The 17,520-nt window shown below is 34.9% G+C and carries 16 protein-coding genes and 1 riboswitch; of the genes, 14 read left to right on the forward strand and 2 right to left on the reverse strand.

Features of this window, described 5'->3' with window-relative positions; genetic code table 11:
* Positions 1 to 62: 62 nt before the first annotated feature.
* Complete coding sequence (locus D9842_RS22365) at positions 63 to 1,376, forward strand: 2-hydroxycarboxylate transporter family protein (protein WP_121664379.1); 1,314 nt, start codon at positions 63 to 65, stop codon at positions 1,374 to 1,376.
* A gap of 113 nt (positions 1,377 to 1,489) precedes the next feature.
* Entirely contained in the window at positions 1,490 to 2,392 is a 903-nt protein-coding gene (locus tag D9842_RS22370; protein WP_121664380.1) for an AEC family transporter, read from the forward strand.
* A 109-nt stretch (positions 2,393 to 2,501) separates the two neighbouring features.
* Here D9842_RS22370 and D9842_RS22375 read toward each other — a convergent pair whose 3' ends face one another.
* Positions 2,502 to 3,377 (reverse strand): sulfite exporter TauE/SafE family protein, encoded by an 876-nt coding sequence (locus D9842_RS22375; RefSeq protein ID WP_121664381.1) that lies wholly within the window; start codon positions 3,375 to 3,377, stop codon positions 2,502 to 2,504.
* A gap of 246 nt (positions 3,378 to 3,623) precedes the next feature.
* Between D9842_RS22375 and D9842_RS22380 the strand changes: the two genes are divergently transcribed.
* The 4 genes from D9842_RS22380 (at position 3,624) to D9842_RS22395 (ending at position 7,964) form a co-directional block, all read left to right on the forward strand.
* Entirely contained in the window at positions 3,624 to 3,854 is a 231-nt protein-coding gene (locus D9842_RS22380) for an excisionase family DNA-binding protein (protein ID WP_121664382.1), read from the forward strand.
* Between the two features lie 89 nt (positions 3,855 to 3,943).
* Positions 3,944 to 4,906 (forward strand): alpha/beta hydrolase, encoded by a 963-nt coding sequence (locus D9842_RS22385; RefSeq protein ID WP_121664383.1) that lies wholly within the window; start codon positions 3,944 to 3,946, stop codon positions 4,904 to 4,906.
* A 235-nt stretch (positions 4,907 to 5,141) separates the two neighbouring features.
* Positions 5,142 to 6,143 carry a BMP family ABC transporter substrate-binding protein gene (locus tag D9842_RS22390; protein ID WP_121664384.1) on the forward strand — a complete coding sequence of 334 codons (1,002 nt, stop codon included), beginning with the start codon at positions 5,142 to 5,144 and terminating at the stop codon, positions 6,141 to 6,143.
* A gap of 18 nt (positions 6,144 to 6,161) precedes the next feature.
* Positions 6,162 to 7,964: a sensor histidine kinase gene (locus D9842_RS22395; protein WP_257535935.1), complete on the forward strand. Its 1,803-nt coding sequence runs from the start codon at positions 6,162 to 6,164 to the stop codon at positions 7,962 to 7,964.
* Between the two features lie 33 nt (positions 7,965 to 7,997).
* On the opposite strand, the gene D9842_RS22400 is transcribed toward D9842_RS22395, so the two are convergent.
* On the reverse strand, positions 7,998 to 9,674 hold the full coding sequence (locus D9842_RS22400; RefSeq protein ID WP_121664386.1) for a glutamine--tRNA ligase/YqeY domain fusion protein: 1,677 nt from the start codon (positions 9,672 to 9,674) through the stop codon (positions 7,998 to 8,000).
* Between the two features lie 221 nt (positions 9,675 to 9,895).
* Between D9842_RS22400 and D9842_RS26420 the strand changes: the two genes are divergently transcribed.
* The 8 genes from D9842_RS26420 to D9842_RS22435 all read left to right on the forward strand — a co-directional run bounded on the left by D9842_RS26420 (position 9,896) and on the right by D9842_RS22435 (position 17,427).
* Positions 9,896 to 10,021 (forward strand): hypothetical protein, encoded by a 126-nt coding sequence (locus D9842_RS26420; RefSeq protein ID WP_255301632.1) that lies wholly within the window; start codon positions 9,896 to 9,898, stop codon positions 10,019 to 10,021.
* 172 nt (positions 10,022 to 10,193) lie between these two features.
* The gene (locus D9842_RS22405) at positions 10,194 to 10,508 is read left to right on the forward strand and encodes a hypothetical protein (RefSeq protein WP_121664387.1); all 315 of its coding nucleotides are present in this window, start codon (positions 10,194 to 10,196) and stop codon (positions 10,506 to 10,508) included.
* Between the two features lie 259 nt (positions 10,509 to 10,767).
* Positions 10,768 to 10,872, forward strand: a riboswitch (SAM riboswitch).
* 115 nt (positions 10,873 to 10,987) lie between these two features.
* Positions 10,988 to 12,112, forward strand: coding sequence for a sugar ABC transporter substrate-binding protein (locus D9842_RS22410; RefSeq protein WP_121664388.1), 1,125 nt, complete (start codon positions 10,988 to 10,990; stop codon positions 12,110 to 12,112).
* Between the two features lie 112 nt (positions 12,113 to 12,224).
* Entirely contained in the window at positions 12,225 to 13,730 is a 1,506-nt protein-coding gene (locus D9842_RS22415; RefSeq protein WP_121664389.1) for a sugar ABC transporter ATP-binding protein, read from the forward strand.
* A 1-nt stretch (position 13,731) separates the two neighbouring features.
* Complete coding sequence (locus D9842_RS22420) at positions 13,732 to 14,730, forward strand: ABC transporter permease (RefSeq protein WP_121664390.1); 999 nt, start codon at positions 13,732 to 13,734, stop codon at positions 14,728 to 14,730.
* A 418-nt stretch (positions 14,731 to 15,148) separates the two neighbouring features.
* Complete coding sequence (locus tag D9842_RS22425) at positions 15,149 to 15,976, forward strand: basic amino acid ABC transporter substrate-binding protein (protein WP_121664391.1); 828 nt, start codon at positions 15,149 to 15,151, stop codon at positions 15,974 to 15,976.
* A 75-nt stretch (positions 15,977 to 16,051) separates the two neighbouring features.
* Positions 16,052 to 16,708 carry an amino acid ABC transporter permease gene (locus D9842_RS22430; RefSeq protein WP_121664392.1) on the forward strand — a complete coding sequence of 219 codons (657 nt, stop codon included), beginning with the start codon at positions 16,052 to 16,054 and terminating at the stop codon, positions 16,706 to 16,708.
* Entirely contained in the window at positions 16,705 to 17,427 is a 723-nt protein-coding gene (locus D9842_RS22435; RefSeq protein WP_121664393.1) for an amino acid ABC transporter ATP-binding protein, read from the forward strand. The genes D9842_RS22430 and D9842_RS22435 overlap by 4 nt, the downstream gene beginning before the upstream one ends.
* The last annotated feature ends 93 nt before the right edge of the window (positions 17,428 to 17,520 follow it).

Here is a 17,520-nt window from a genome sequence, read left to right on the forward strand (position 1 = left end):
CAAGAATGCAGGAAAAAGAGCATTTGTGGGCTAGATGTAATTTTTTTAAGGAGGGAATAAGAATGGAATCAACAGCTAAGAAGCTATCATTTGATGAAAATATTGAAGAATTGAAAGCGAAACCAAAATTAAAAATATTTAATACACCAATTTTATGGTTTGCTTTATTTGGTGTGATTACGTTGATTAGCATGTATACAGGTAGTTTACCAGGAGGTATGATTGGTAGTTTGCTTGTTATGATTATATTAGGTGAAGCTTTTGGGTGGTTAGGTGATCGTACACCAATCGTTAAAACCTTTCTTGGCGGTGGGGCAATTGTCGCAATCTTTGGTTCTGCGTATATGGTCTACAGCGGACTTCTACCAGAAACCATTACAACTTCGGTAACTGATTTTATGAAAACAGGTGGATTTCTAGATTTCTATATTGCCGCATTAATTACGGGTAGTATTTTGGGGATGAATTCTAAAATACTAGTCAAGGTTGGATTACGCTATTTCTTGCCGATCTTTGGGGCTGTAATTGGGGCAATTATTATTGCAGGTCTTTTCGGTTCACTTGTTGGTTTTTCACTTCAAGATGCTATCTTAGTTATAACGATGCCTATAATGGGTGGCGGAATGGGGGCAGGTGCTGTTCCGATGAGTCAAATTTACTCTGAAATGTTGGGGAATGAACCAAGCTATTACATTTCAATGCTTGTACCTGCTCTAGCATTAGGAAATGTGTTTGCGATAGTCCTTGCTAGTGTTCTAGATATGGTGGGAAGAAGATTTCCATCTTTATCAGGAAATGGTCAATTAATTAAAGGATTTACGTACGAAAAAACAAAGCAAAAATATGATATTGAAGTAATGGGTGTTGGTCTACTAGCAGCTTTAACATTCTTTACGCTCGGAAATGTTTTGGGAGACTTTGTTCCATTACATCCATATGCAATTATGATTATTTTAGTAGCTGTTGCAAAAGTGGCTAATATCATCCCGAAAATTGTTCTTGATGGTGCTAGTCAATGGTATCAATTTGTGGCTAGTAACTGGACCTTTGCTCTATTATTCGGTATCGGTGTGGCCTACACAGATTTAAATACTGTGCTTGAAGCGTTATCATTCCAATACATTTTAACCGTTTTTGGTGTTGTTTTAGGGGCAATTATTGGAGCTGGTCTTTTAGGTAAATTAGTTGGATTCTATCCAATTGAAGCTGCAATTACAGCTGGATTATGTATGGCAAATATGGGTGGAACAGGCGATGTGGCTGTATTGTCAGCAGCAAAACGTATGGAATTAATGCCGTTTGCACAAATCTCTTCTAGATTAGGTGGGGCTTTGATATTACTACTTTCTGGCTTAATTATTCCACTTCTTGTATAGTAGAATAATAGAATCTAAAGCATTGGGACGTATCCCAATGCTTTCTATTTTTCAAAACGACCGATGTTCAAGGTATTAAAATAGATACTGTATAAAGTATGGTGAAGATTTATATGGAATTTATCTTGGTTGTGTTGCCAGCCTTTATTATTCTAGCAATAGGATATATTGGGCAAAAAAAGATAAAAATTGACCGCAAGTCTGTTTCGGTTACTGCCCTCTATTTAATGTACCCTTTTTTAGCATTTCGAACATTTTATACAAATGAACTAACAGTGGAATACCTTTATATTCTCTTGTTTTGTCTTTCGCTTTGCTTTAGTTTGTTAATTATAGTATTAACCGTATCAAGGCTAAGAAAGTTAGGACAAACGAAAACATCTGCTGTCATTTTATCAGGTGTATTTATGAATAGCGGGAACTATGGAACACCGATCATTTTGTTTGCCTTTGGAAGTGTAGGCTTTGATTATGCCGTTATTATGATGGTTATTCAATCGATATTGATGAATACAATTGGCCTCTACTATGCTGCGAAAGGCAGTGCGGAAACAAGTGGTATGAAGGATTCATTGATGAGAATTGTTAAGATGCCGATTCTTTATGGAGCACTAATAGGGATAATTGTACAACTAAGTACTTTTAAGGTTCCTGAATTTCTAATGAGATCTGTTGATATGATAGCAGATGCAACTATTCCAACCATTATGCTCGTATTGGGTATGCAATTAGCATCGCTAAGTCGCTCAGCTGTCAAATTAAGAAGTATTAGTGGGATTATTATCTTGAGAGTTGTGATATCGCCTATATTGGCCTATATCATTGTTATGTTCCTTCCAATAGAAGGGCAATTAGAGAAGATATTAATTGTACTTTCTGCCATGCCTACTGCCGCGAATACAACGATGTTTGCTTTACAATTCAATACCGATCCGGATTTTGTGTCATTTAGTACATTAGTGACAACTGTATTAAGCATCATAACAGTTCCATTGATGCTTTTGCTTGTATCGTAGAAGATATTTTTTACTTTTTAAAATAGACTAGGGTTGATTTCATTTGAGATCAACCCTAGTCTAATTACAGTTAAAAATATGCCTTTTTATATTTTATTTAAGGTAAAATTTAAGATACCTTGTGTAATTTGTCTAAACGACTATTTCTTTGAAAACTCCGCACGATAGCTACTATCCAAGCAATGAAAAGAATTGAATAAACAACAATCTTTAGGCTACCTGTAGTGCCAAATGTATCCAGTACAGTATTTAGGTTTGTTAAAATGATAAATCCACCTACAACTACTCCTAGTAAGTATGAAGGGATAATACGGACTAGATAGGCTGCAATAGGAGCAGCGATCACACCTCCAATTACAAAAGCAGCAACCCACACATAGTTAAATTGTTCCCAGCCTAGAAAAATGATAAAACCCAAAGTGGATGCAGTAGTAACAGCAAATTCACTAGTATCTACAGTCCCAATTACTTTGCTTGGAACTGCACCTTTTCTAGATAATAATGCTGGGGTGTTTATTGGACCCCAACCGCCACCTCCTACAGAATCAAAGAAGCCAGCGATAGCACCAAGAGGAATTAAATACCACGCAGATGTTTTTTGCTTCTCCTGTTTTGGGTTCCACTTGAATAGAAAACGACTTAATACATAAATCCCCATAATCATTAAGAAGATTGAAATATAAGGTTTTATTAGATGACCCGGAAGGCTACTTAAAAATGCAGCACCGATAAAAGCACTGATTGCTCCAGGAATCATTAAAGTTATGGCCATTTTTTTATCTACATTTCCAAACTTATAATGAGATATACCTGAAACAGCAGTTGTAGCGATTTCAGACATATGAATGGATGCTGATGCTACTGCAGGGGCAACCCCAAAAGCTAATAAAAGTGAAGTTGATGTTAGTCCATAAGCCATTCCAAGAGCACCATCAATTAATTGTGCAAAAAAACCGACGATCGCAAAGATAAGTAGTTTTCTCATTATTTACCCTCCAGTTCTAAAATGAATATATATTAATCATATGAGTTTAGTCGGAATTACATCGTGATTTTATGTAAAGTGAAGGACTATTTGTATTTTTCTGAGTATTTACATATGATTAATCGTATTTTATGTGATGATGATCATTTTGTCTATAGATACTAATAAATAAATATTTATATTGAATAGTTGATCATAATTCTTTAAGATTGTATCAACTATAAATGAATGAGGAAGATTGATTATATGTACTTAACATTAAAAGAAACAGCAGAGTATCTCTCATTGTCTGAAGATCAAATTGAAAATCTGATACTTGAAAAGAAGATAAGAGCGCTTTTTGATGGTGAACAATATCTAATCAATAAAGATCAATTTAAAACTCATTTTGAGCAGTTGGAAAAATATAAAGCTCTAATTGAAGAATACTTAAAAGAACCAATACCAGAAGATATAGATGTAAAAGATGAGGATTAAAAATATAGAAAAATAAGGGAGACTTTTTATCGGATTAATGTTATCATTATTGATAATGAAAACAAAAGTACAAAGGGAGCGAAAAGTAGATGCTTTCTATATATGAAGAAAATTTTAGTGTTACAACCGATGTTACTTTAAGAGGTACTTTAGCTATTCCAGAAGCAAGTGAAGAGAAATATCCAGCGATCGTTATAATAAATGGCTCTGGCGGGGCTGATCGTGATGGGAACATGAAAAAACCTGCAATTAGAGCAAACTTATATAAAGATTTGGCACATTATTTAACACAGCTAGGGTTTATTTCGCTAAGATATGATAAAAGGTCTGTTGGTGAAAGTGAGGGGGACCCAATTAAGTCAGGAATGATGGACTTAGTTAAAGATGTCAGAAGGATGGTTCAATTCCTAAAATCACATCCTAAAGTTGATCCAACAAAGGTCATTTTACTCGGACACAGTGAGGGGTGTATTTTAGCAACAATTGCCCAGCAAGAAACCCCTGTTGCCGGAATGGTTTTAATAGCAGGGGCTGCTACCAGTATAAAGGAGCCAATGATGTATCAAAATCTTATCATTCTTGATGAAATACAAAAGTTAAAAGGTTTAAAAGGAACTTTGTTAAGGTATTTATTAACTGAAGAAAAATTGAGAAAACAGTTAGATGATCTCTTTCAGAAAATGACAATGTCAGAAGGAGATACACTAAGATATAAACTGAAAAAAACTCCTGCTAGGTGGTTTAGAGAGCATTTTTCATATTCAAGTGAAGCAATAGTGGAAATATTAGGTGAGTGTGAGTGTCCAATCTTAGCCATAACTGGTGATAAAGATGTTCAGGCGGATTGCAATGATTTAAACAGAATTAAACAACTTGAAAAACCTAATGCAAAGACCGTTGTTATAAAGAATATGGATCATATGCTAAAGGAGTTTAAAGGAGAAAAAACAGTTTTAAACTTAATGAAGCAATACAAACAAGAAGCAAAAGACCCTATTCACCCACAATTAAAAATAGAGTTGGGAAATTGGGTAACGGAGCAATATTTATAGAATAAGAAGCGCCTCAGTGGATATCTAGCACTGAGGTTTTCTTGTTCTTATTAAAGAATTACTAGTAGAAAAACTCTTTTAAAAATTAAAAGTTTTAATGGGATTGATACTAGTGGTTGTGAGAGTGAAAGAATTTTGTCGAAATATGTAGATTTTTTAGATAAATTTCTAGCGTATAACACAAATGTTCGCTATAATGATATATTGAGAATGTATCTTTAGGGAGAGGTATACAATGCAACAATCGAAACAACTTAAGATGATAGGCATATTAACATTGATTGTTGGAATCATCATTATAGGGACTATTTTATTTAAAACAAAGGGAATTATTTCTGATGCTGCTGCAAATTATTTTGTTGGCAACACAAAAGTATCCATTATAACATCGGATGTTCTCGTAGATCAAAGTTGGGGAAGTTTGGCGTATAAAGGAAAACTGAAGATTGAAGAGATGTTTCCTGTTGATGTAACACTTTATAGTGAGATAGATACAGAAAAACGCATGAAAAAAACGATTGAAACAGCAGTAAAAGAGGGTTCAAAGCTAATTATCGGACATGGTCGTGAGTTTTCAGACGTTTTTACCGAGGTTGCTGAACAAAATCCAGACATACACTTTATAACGATACATGGAGAATCAAAATATCCTAATCAATCTGTCTATACTTTTGATCAAGGAGAAATTGAATATTTTGCTGCTTTAGCTTCTAGTTTAGTCACAAAAAGTAACAAAATTGCTTTAATAGATGCTTTTGATGCTAGAGAAAAAAATCCTGAGTTTGAAAATGGATTGAAGTATTACAAGCCGGAAGCAACGTTTTATTATCGATATGTGGATAGTCGTGACGACGGAGAAAAAGCTGTGCAAATCTTTCGTGAATTAATTAATGAGGGCGTGGACGTGGTCTACAGCAAAGGAAACTCTTATAATAGGGAAATTATAAATTTGGCTAAAAAAGAAAATATCCATGTGATAGGTTATCTTGATGATCAATCATATATGGGGAAAGACCATGTCGTAACGAGTGTTTTGAATGATGTTTCACAAGCGTATGTTGCGATTATGGAAGATTATTTCAGTGAAGATGGAATACCACATGGTAAAGTGATGTTAGGGGCAAATCATGGTGTATATGGCTTAGCTCCCTTTGGGCCGATGTTGACTGAAGAAGAAAAAGAAATGATTAAAAAAGAGATGGAAAAGTATGAGAAAGGAAAGCTAGTTTTTCCTTAAAATCTGAGGGGAGGGGTTGTGTTGAAAAAAATTTTAATGAATATGTCTTTTCGCACAAAAATTCTCTCAACCCTTCTCATACTAACCTTTGTGTTAAGTGGCTTTTCACTAATTCTTGTCCAATCGATAGATGAGGTAAATCAAGTTAGTAACAAAATAAAACAGAAGAATATCCCTGAATTGTATTGGCTCTCAAAGTGGGATGAAGAGTTAAGTGTTAAGGGAATAGTAGTCAACGATTTCTTGGAAGAAAACAAGTGCTGTGAGCTCGCCGTTAAGTATCAGTCGTTTGAAAACATAGAAGAAAGTGAATCTAGTTATAGATCTCCAAAAATTCCAAGTTCTCTTAATCAAATAAACAAGAGAATGGAACTACTAGATTTTATGATTGTTAATAATGTACAAGGTTTGTTAGATTATCATGATCAAAATGGCGCAAAGGAATTTATTAAATCGAACTATTTACCACAATATAATTTATTAAAAGAAGAGATTAAAAAGGCTAAGGAAAATACTTATTCAAAATTAGATGGTCATTCAAATGAGTTTTCAACGATCATAAAAAGCTCATTATGGTTATTAATCTTTGTTACGATAGTGGCTATTTGCTTATCTATCATTGCTGCTTATCGAATAAGTTCAAATCTGACAAAGCCTGTAGAATCAATGATAAACAAAGTGGATCGTATTGCCAATGGTCAATATGGGCTAACTTTAAACTCTTCAGAACAAGCTGAATTTGAACAGCTTACAAATTCGATTAATCAAATGTCTATAAAGTTGAAGGATTCCTTTAACACAATTCTGAATGACAAATTGTACAGGGAGCAAATACTAAATTCATTACCTGTTGGAATTATTACAATAAATGACAATTCTACTGAAATTTCAGTCAATAAGACTGCAACGAAAATATTAGGTATGGACGAGCAACAACTAAAACAGCAATTTGTCACACAAGGTGATATGAGGAATGAATCGTTTTGGGAGATACTATCTTCAAAAACGGTTTATAAACTTACGAAGGTTCCTTTTATCACGAGTGAAGGGACGAAGCTGCTACTGGTTTCACAAGCAGAAATGCTGAATCAACAACAACAAATTATAGGCAGAGTTAAAAACTTCGTTGATATTACTGAAACTGAAGAGTTGGAAAAAAGAATAAATCAATCTGAAAAATTAGCTGCAGTAGGAGAAATTGCTGCTGGTGCTGCACATGAGATTCGAAATCCTTTAGCAGTGGTACATGGATTTTTATCATTAATGAATCAGTCGTTTTCGGAAAAGGTAAAAGATCAGTATCATATGCCGCTAATTATGAAAGAGATTGAACGAATAAACAGTATTATTGAGGAAATGCTTCTTCTTTCTAAGCCAGGTGCACCAATAAGAAGAAAAATTTATCTTCAAAATGTTATGGAAGAATTTTTACCTCTTATCATCCAATCTTCTGAAGATATTGAATTTATCATTGACTTACATCCAATTCAACTATCCGTTGATCCAAAACAGATTAAGCAGGTTTTTCATAATCTTATTCGGAACAGTATTGAAGCAATGGGTGGTAAAGGTGCTATTCATATATATTCGGAGCTAACTGAAAGTTCATATCGAATTTATCTAAAGGATAGTGGATCTGGCATCCCATTGGATATGCAAAAAACAATATTTGATCCGTTTGTAAGCTCAAAAGAAAATGGAACAGGTCTAGGATTGATGATTGTTAGGAGAATTGTGGAAAATCATCAGGGTATGATCTTTATCCAGGAAAGCTCTGCAGATGGAACGATCTTTGTATTAGATCTTCCTCTAAATAAATAAAAAAGGCTGACTTTCGTGGTCAGCCTTTTTATTTTACTTTAACTTAAATGAACTCTTTAAAGAAACAATTCGGTTAAACACAGCTTTTTCTTCGGAAGTATGTTTCGGGTCCACATTAAAGTAGCCGTGACGGAAAAACTGAAACTTATCATGTGGCTGAACATCTTTCATATTTGGCTCTATGAATCCTTGTAGCACCTCAAGAGATTGTTGATTCACATAATCAAGGAATGTTTTTTCCTCTGATGGATCTTCTTGAACCTCAGTTTCTTCTTTATCTTTATCAAGTATAAGTGGTTCGTATAAGCGAAACTCTGCCGGTAATGAATGCTTTGCATCCACCCAGTGAAGAGTTCCTTTTACTTTACGACCTGTAAACCCAGTTCCACTCTTTGTTTCAGGGTCGTAGGTACAATGGATTTCCACAATGTTACCATCCTCATCTTTGATAACATCTTCACATTTAATAAAGTAGGCATGCTTAAGGCGAACTTCATTGCCTGGAAACAAGCGGAAATACTTCTTAGGAGGATCCTCCATAAAGTCCTCTTGTTCAATATATATTTCACGTGAAAATGGAATTTGTCTTGTTCCCATTTTAGGGACCTCAGGGTTAATTTCTGCATCAAGCATTTCTACTTGATCTTCAGGGTAGTTAGTAATGACCACCTTTAGTGGCTTTAAAACACCCATAGTACGTGGTGACTGTAGCTTTAAATCTTCTCGAACAAAATGTTCAAGCATTGCTTCATCAACCGTTGCAACACCTTTTGAAACACCCGTTTCTTTTACAAATTCACGGATTGCTTTAGGAGTGTAGCCTTTTCTACGTAAGCCGGAAATCGTTGGCATACGAGGATCATCCCAACCATCAACAAACTTTTCGTCAACAAGCTGCTTTAACTTACGCTTACTCATCACAGTGTTTGTAATGCCAAGGCGGCCAAATTCGATCTGCTGTGGCTTATGTTCCATTTCACATTCTTCAATAACCCAATTATAAAGAGGGCGTTGATCCTCGAATTCAGTTGTACATAGTGAGTGTGTAATTCCTTCGATTGCATCCTCTAATGGATGAGCAAAAGCATACATCGGATAAATACACCAAGCGTCACCAGTATTATGATGTGTAGCATGTGAAACACGATAAATAACAGGATCACGTAAGTTAATATTTGGTGATGACATATCAATTTTGGCACGAAGTACTTTTTCGCCGTTTCCAAACTCACCTTTACGCATGCGATCAAACAGGTCTAGATTTTCTTCAATTGAGCGATTGCGGTAAGGACTTTCCTTACCAGGTGCAGTTAATGTACCACGATATTCTCTTATTTCATCTGCGGTTAAGTCATCAACGTATGCTTTACCTTTGTTAATAAGAAGGACAGCACGATTGTACATTTCTTCAAAGTAATCTGACGCAAAAAACATACCGTCCCATTCATAGCCAAGCCATGCAACATCTTCTTTTATGGATTCAACAAACTCAGTATCTTCCTTTAAAGGGTTCGTATCGTCAAATCGCAAATTTGTTTTCCCGTTAAATTCATCTGCCAATCCAAAATTTATGACAATTGATTTTGCATGACCAATATGTAGATATCCATTCGGCTCTGGTGGGAAGCGAGTGTATACATAGTCACGTTTTCCCGTTTCAAGATCCTCTTTAATTATGCTCTTAATAAAGTTTGAGGAATTTTGTTCCAAATCAGATCAAACCTTTCTTTTATATGTATAAATAAGTCCTATTTGTCATTATACCAATAGAATTGAAAAAGGTTAATTTACTTGGTCATTTTTCTGGTAATAGTATATATCATGACAGATTTTCTCAGTCTGTATACAAACTTCATGATGAAACATTGTTCAAGCGAATAGATTGCCCCCTTTTGTATAAAATAACGAAGTCTACAGGAGGTGAAAGGAATATGCCCAACTTAAATGATAATAAATTTAGAAAGATCCAATCAGAAAGTCAAAAACAAGGGAAATCACAAGAGGAATATGCAGCAGAATTAGAAAACAACAAAATGAAGGCACAGAAAAGAAAATAGTTTTTTGAGAGGTAAGCTAAGCGGGTGCTTACCTTTTTTAAATTGACCCAAAATAATAGTTCTTGTCGATAAAGTGTAGACTATGTCTGAATTTTACGAAGGAAAAATGTTTATTTTGGAATCCTCTTGTTTTTATAATGATAACAGGTATAAAAATAAGGAGAATAGTAGAATGGCATTATCTAAAGAGGATTGGAAAGTCATTGATTTTTTCACATATGAAAGAGTGTTAGTTGATTATACAGCCAGAACAATTTCTAGAAGAGAAGATTATAAATTGGAAGAATTAGATACAAAATATCTTGTTGAATTAATAAAGGGAATCGGAGAGTATATACAGAAAACCTCAGATGGAATTAGAAACTCTGAAAATACGAAACTACTTATTGATAGTGGAATTTTTGACTATTTAGCAACAAAAGTAACTTTTGAATCAGAGATTAATAAACGCTTAATACATTTGCAAGTATCAAATGTATTTAATTGAGTTACTTTCATAATTATTACTCTTAAATCAAAAAACGAACATCTTTCTTCACTTTGAACATGTTAACAAACAATACACAGATAAGAACATTATTAAATATGAAATTTATGCGTTTTTTGGTAACAAATGATAGATTATGAAATTGATTCAATTGATTTTTTATAATAACTATTAGAAATATTCAATTAATGATTGACATCTATCCTGTAGAGTATTAAAGTATATTTATTGTTTATTTTACTTAATCGCATAAAAAGATCTCTTATCAAGAGTGGCAGAGGGACTGGCCCGATGACGCCCGGCAACCGTTCAATTAGAATTGGTGCTAAATCCTGCAAAGCTATACAGCTTTGAAAGATAAGAGAGGAGACTCCTAAAATTGTGGTGAAACCTCTCTATCTTTAGAGAGGTTTTTTTGTTGCCTAGTATTACTAGACATAATTAAAAAGTTTTAGAGAAAATGAGGGGGCAATGCAACGATGAAAAACAGATTTTTTAATGCAGCATTTCTTTTGACAATTGTGCTGACTTTACTTGTTACAGGTTGTTCTTCAAATAGTGGAGAAACTGAATCAACACAAGCAAAAGGAAATCCAGAAGTATCATTAGAGAATGTGCCAGAGCGTTTTGCAAGTGGTGAAGGTGCTAAAATCAAAGTTATCCGCAAAATCGGCGGAGATGATCATACAGCTCAATTTTTAGCAGGAGCTAAAGAAGAAGGGGAAGCTTTAGGTTTTACAGTTGATGTATTTACCGCAAACGGTGATACAGCTAAATTCCACGATGCTATTGCACAGGGCTTAGAGGAGGATTATGACGGTTTTATCATTTCACATGGAGATGATGAAGCAACTGTTGATGCTGTACAAAAGCTTGTTGATGCAGGAAAAAGTGTTGTTACATTTGATTCAAATGAAGGATTAGCTGAAATTGGTGGGGTAACATTAACTTCACAAGATGATGAGGCGTTAGCAAAGCTCGCGTTAGATCAATTAGTTCAAGATACAAACGGAGAAGCAAACATTGTTTACCTATGGGTTGACGGATTCCCACCAATGGTGAGAAGAAACGCAGTGTACCAAGATATTCTTGCTAACAATCCAGGTATTAAAGAAGTAGAACGTTTTGGAGTTGCAGCACCAGATACATCTGTTCAAACACAAAATGCTGTAGCAGCAATGTTGAACAAACATCCAAAAGGTGAAATTGATGCAATTCTTGCAACATGGGATGCTTTTGCAATAGGTGCAGCGCGTGCGATTAAAGAAGCAGGAAGAGATGAAATTAAGATTTATGGAATTGATGTTTCAAATGCTGATCTTCAAGAAATGCAAAATGAAGGAAGCTCTTGGAAGTACACAGCAGCTGTTGATCCGAAATTAATTGGTGCAGTTGATATGAGACTGTTAGCGAAAAAGCTTGCAGGAGAAGAAACACCAGAAACGTATAATCTTGAAGCTTCACTTATTTCACAGGAAGCATTGTTACAATCAAGTGAGCCAATTAATATGGTGAATCTAGCAGATACTGTGGAAGGCTGGGGCCAATCTACTGCATTTGAAGAAGAGTGGATGAAAACATTAAAAGAATATTATAAGAAATAATGCGTTAGACTTAACGAACACTCTCTAAGGTTGAGAGTGTTCGTTTTCCTCTGATTACCTCACATACATTAAATCCCATAGAAGTGTAAAGTAGTAGAAAGGAGGCAAATTGATGAATCACTCCGTATTAGAAATGAAGAAAATTTCAATTGAATTTCCTGGTGTAAAAGCATTAGATGAGGTTGACTTTATTATGAAAAGTGGAACAACACATGCTTTAATTGGAGCGAACGGTGCTGGAAAATCAACACTAATGAAGGTGCTATCTGGTTCGTATTCTCACTATACCGGGGATATTTTAATCGATCAGATCAATACGATCATCAAATCACCTAGAGATGCTCAAAGAAATGGTATACAAATTGTCCATCAAGAAGTAGACACTGCCCTTATCCCTTATTTAACAGTTGGAGAAAATATTATGCTGACAAAGACTGTGAATGAAATGGGAAAGAAACAATTTATTCAATGGAAAAAGCTGCATGAACAAGCAACAACAATATTAAACAGCTTGAATATAAAAGTATCCTCCACGAAACTTGTTAGCGAATTAACTTTGGCTGAGAAGCAAATGGTTCTTATTGCAAGAACAGTTTCTTCGGATTGTAAATTTTTGATTTTAGATGAACCAACTGCACCATTAAGTCACTCTGAAACAGTGGAATTGTTCCGCATAGTTCGTGAACTAAAAGAGAAGAATGTTGGGATTATCTTTATATCCCATCGTCTTCCTGAAATTTTTGAAATATGTGATGACATTTCAATTATGAGAAATGGAAAGCTTGTAACTCACGAAAAGATAAGTGAAACAACACCTAATCGAGTAGTGGAAAGCATGCTAGGAAAAGAGCTAGAGGAGCAATTTCCTATAAAAGCAATTCATCCAGGAGAATTGCTCTTTGAAGTAAATCATTTAAGTGATTTTGACAAGCTGAATTCTGTTTCATTACAGATTCGTCATGGTGAGATTGTCGGGATCGCAGGTCTTGTAGGTGCAGGGAAGACAGAATTGTGCAAGGCATTATTTGGGGAGACAAAAGTAAAATCCGGTGAGTTAAAACTTAAAGGAAAGAAATTGTCAATCTCCAACCCATACCAAGCTGTAAAATCTGGAATTGCCTTAGTACCCGAAGAAAGGCGAAAAGAAGGCATTCTTGTTCAAGAGTCTGTTGTGACCAATTTAACTGCAGCGAATCTGGGGGCATTTACCAAGCCATTTAGCTTTTTGAATCGAAAAGCAGAAAAGCAAAAGGCAGTTGAGTTAATAAAAAGTTTAGGGATAAAAACGCCTTCAGAGGAAACAAAAGTGCAAAACTTATCTGGAGGTAATCAACAAAAAATCGCAATAGGTAAATGGCTAATAACCGACGCGGATGTCTATATTTTTGATGAACCAACTAAGGGTGTTGATGTTGGTGCTAAAAAAGATATCTTTGACCTAATCAGTGAGCTTGCGAGTAGAGGAAAAGCGATTATTTATGCATCTTCTGAATTGGCCGAGATTATAGGTATTACAAACAGATTATATGTCCTATATGATGGTCAAGTTGCTAAGGAATTAGCAACAGATGCAACGAATGAAGAAGAACTATTATATTATTCAACAGGAGGCAACTAGGATGGCAGATGTAAATCCTGTACAATCAACCAATTCAAAGAAATCATTTGATCTTTTTCAGTTTTTATATAAGTATGGAACCATTTTAACAATATTTATCTTAATAGCTGTTTTTGCTGTATCCAACCCAACATTTATTCAAGGAAATAACATAATTAATATCTTAAGATCCATATCCATTGTGACAATTATTGCAATTGGTATCACGATTTCTCTTTCTGTTAATGGTTTTGATTTATCTGTGGGATCTGTTGCTTCTTTATCAAATGCAATTGTTATTTCAATGTTTGTTTGGTTTTCACAAAACACATTCATTGCAATACTTTCTGCTATTATTGCATCTTTAATAGTTGGTATTTTGAACTCATTTATTATCGTAAAGTTAAAGGTGCCGGATATGTTACTAACTCTGGCCACTATGTTTATTGTTCAAGGTATTGCATTAACATATACAAAGGGTGCGACCGTTTCGCAAAACATGGTTATGCCTGATGGGACCTTTGCAACAGGTATGATCAGTCCTGTTTTTGAAAAGATTGGCCAAGTACCATGGATTATTATCATCATGATCATCGTGGTTGTTGTGGTACATGTTTTTCTAACCTATACAAAACATGGGCGCTATATGTATGTGATTGGGGGAAATATAGAAGCTGCGAGACTATCAGGAATACCTGTTAATAAATATAAAGTTGTAGCCTATCTTCTTTCAGCACTTTTTGCAGCAATTGGTGGTATTGTTTTGGCTTCAAGAGTCATGACTGCTGAAATAAATGCGGGTTCTCCCTACTTAATGGACTCTGTTGCGGCAGCATTTATCGGGTTCTCCGTTTTAGGAGCAGGAAAGCCAAATGCATTTGGAACATTTGTCGGAGCTGTTTTAATTGGAATCCTTCAAAATGGGCTTGTAATGATGTCAGTTCCTTATTATGCAATGGATATTGTAAAGGGAACAGTTCTTGCATTTGCCCTTGCACTAACTTACTATAAACAAAAATAAGAATGTAAAAAGGTTACTGGAGCTTTCAGTAGCCTTTTTGTTATTGGCTCTGAGCATCTTCAATCGACATCCTTCTATAAATATCGGGTGGTGACAGGCACCCCTTCAACTGTATATTTATAAGTAAATTTATAAATGATTCTTCATAAACCTAATATCTTTTTTTGTCATAATATCTTACAAAGGAATTGACAGTATTTTATTTAGTCTTAAAATTAAAGGAAGAAATAGTAATTTGTTACAAGTATTTTGAAAATAAAACCTATTCTAATAAAAGATTTTTATACGAAGTATTGTATTTAAATACATATACTGATATACTTCATACATGCATATATATTATAAATGCTAAAAACTATGTATCTTACATAGTCATTTAAATAGTTAAGAGATTAAGAGAAATAAGGGGGAGCTAGAAATGAAAAAAGGGTTATTTATATCTGTCCTTATGCTTTCATTTTTGTTTTTGTTAGCAGCTTGTGGGACTAGTCAGGAAACAACTAGTGGTGAAGGAAGCGAATCAGGTGAAACGGAAGAGAAGAAAACATTAAGAGTTGTTACTGATGCTGCATATGCACCATTTGAGTATCAAGATAAAGGTGAAATTGTTGGATTTGATGTTGATTTTATTGAAGCAGTAGCTGAAGAAGCAGGTTATGAAATTGAAATTGAACATGTTGGCTGGGATCCTTTATTCGTTGAGATTAAAGATGAGATTGCGGATTTTGGGATATCTGCTATTACAATAAACGATGATCGTAAACAAACATATGACTTCTCTGTACCATACTTTTTATCAACAAACAAAATCTTAGTTCCTGAAGGCAGTGACATTGCATCTGCTGCAGACTTAGAAGGTAAAGTGGTAGCTGTTCAAGCAGGAACAACTGGTCAAGAAGCAGTTGAAGGAATTATGGGGAAAAACAATAAAAACATGAAACAATTTGAAAACAATAACTTAGCGATTATGGAGCTTACTAGCGGTGGTGCTGACGCAGTAGTTGCTGATAATACAGTTGTTGAAGAATATGTGAAAAATAATCCAGATCAAAAGTTAACGGTGGTTGAAGATACAGAAAGCTTTGCTTCTGAATACTATGGGTTAATGTTCCCGAAAGGTAGCGAACTTAAAGCTGAATTTGACGAAGCGATTAACAAAGTGCTAGACAGCGGGAAATATGCTGAAATCTATAACGAATGGTTCGGTTCAGATCCAGATGTTGAAAACTTAAAGGCACAGCAATAAAGGTCAAAAATTATTGCGTACCACCTTATAAAAGGTGATACGCAATTTTTGCCTTTATAGGGGAGGAAGAAAAATATGGATTTTCGTTTTGATATTATCGCTGAATATGGTCCATTTTTATTAAAGGGAACATTGTTAACAATTGGCTTGTCTTTAGCTGGTATTCTTCTAGGAACTGTTCTTGGACTTGCGATTGGCTTAGGTAAAATGATGAATAACAAATTGCTAGCGCTTCCTTTTAAATGGTACATTACCTTTTTCCGTGGAACGCCATTATTTGTTCAAATACTATTAGTTCACTTTGGGGTAGTGCCATTTTTCACAGGTGAAACAAATGGAATTGCAGCTGCAATTATTGCACTTTCATTAAATGCTGCTGCATATATTGCCGAAATTTTTAGAGGTGGAATTCAATCAATCGATCGAGGACAGATGGAGGCAGCACGTTCATTAGGAATGAATCATGTTCAAGCTATGAGACATGTTATTCTGCCGCAGGCTTTTAAGCGAATGATTCCTCCGTTTGGAAATGAATTTATTGTGTTAATAAAAGAATCATCTCTTGCGGCAGTTGTTGCTGCCCCAGAGATTATGTATTGGGGTCGGGCAATGTCATCTCAATATTATCGGGTATGGGAACCATACTTAACAGTAGCTGTTATTTACTTAATTTTAACCTTAACTCTTAGCTTCTTACTAAATATACTTGAAAGAAGGTTGACGACAGAATGATTACTGTAAAAAAATTAAAGAAATCATTTGGCGCAAACCATGTACTTAAAGATATTAATGTCACGATTAAGCCACAAGAAGTGGTTGTTGTAATAGGTCCTTCTGGTTCAGGAAAATCTACCTTCTTACGATGCCTTAACTTGCTCGAATCGGTTTCGGGCGGACAAGTTATGATAGATGGTATTGATTTAACGGATAAAAAAACAGATATAAACAAAGTTCGTGAAGATGTAGGAATGGTTTTTCAGCAATTCAATCTTTTTCCCCATAAAACAGTTATGGAAAATATTACAATGGCACCAATAACAGTGAAAAAAATGAAGGAGGAGGTAGCGAAAGAAAAGGCATTTCAGCTCCTTCAAAAGGTAGGGTTAGCTGAAAAAGCAAATGCTTATCCAAATTCTTTGTCAGGTGGTCAAAAACAACGTGTTGCGATTGCTAGAGCATTGGCGATGGAGCCGAAAATTATGTTGTTTGATGAACCAACTTCTGCCTTAGATCCAGAAATGGTTGGAGAGGTTCTTGAGGTTATGAAGCAATTAGCTCGAGAAGGAATGACAATGGTCGTTGTTACTCATGAAATGGGGTTTGCAAAAGAGGTAGGTGATCGTGTGATTTTCATGGATGGTGGTTATATTATAGAAGAAAATATGCCAGAGCCTTTATTTAATGATCCACAGCATGAAAGAACGAAATCCTTCTTAAGTAAGGTATTGTAATTCTGTATGATAATAGTATAAATGTATACTCTAGAAAATAGAGTAAAGGGAGACATGTTTGGTCTCCTTTTTGTGTTGACCACTCAAGTAATT

The sequence above is a fragment of the Metabacillus litoralis genome, from assembly GCF_003667825.1.
In the GTDB taxonomy this organism is placed as follows: Bacteria; Bacillota; Bacilli; order Bacillales; family Bacillaceae; genus Metabacillus; species Metabacillus litoralis_B.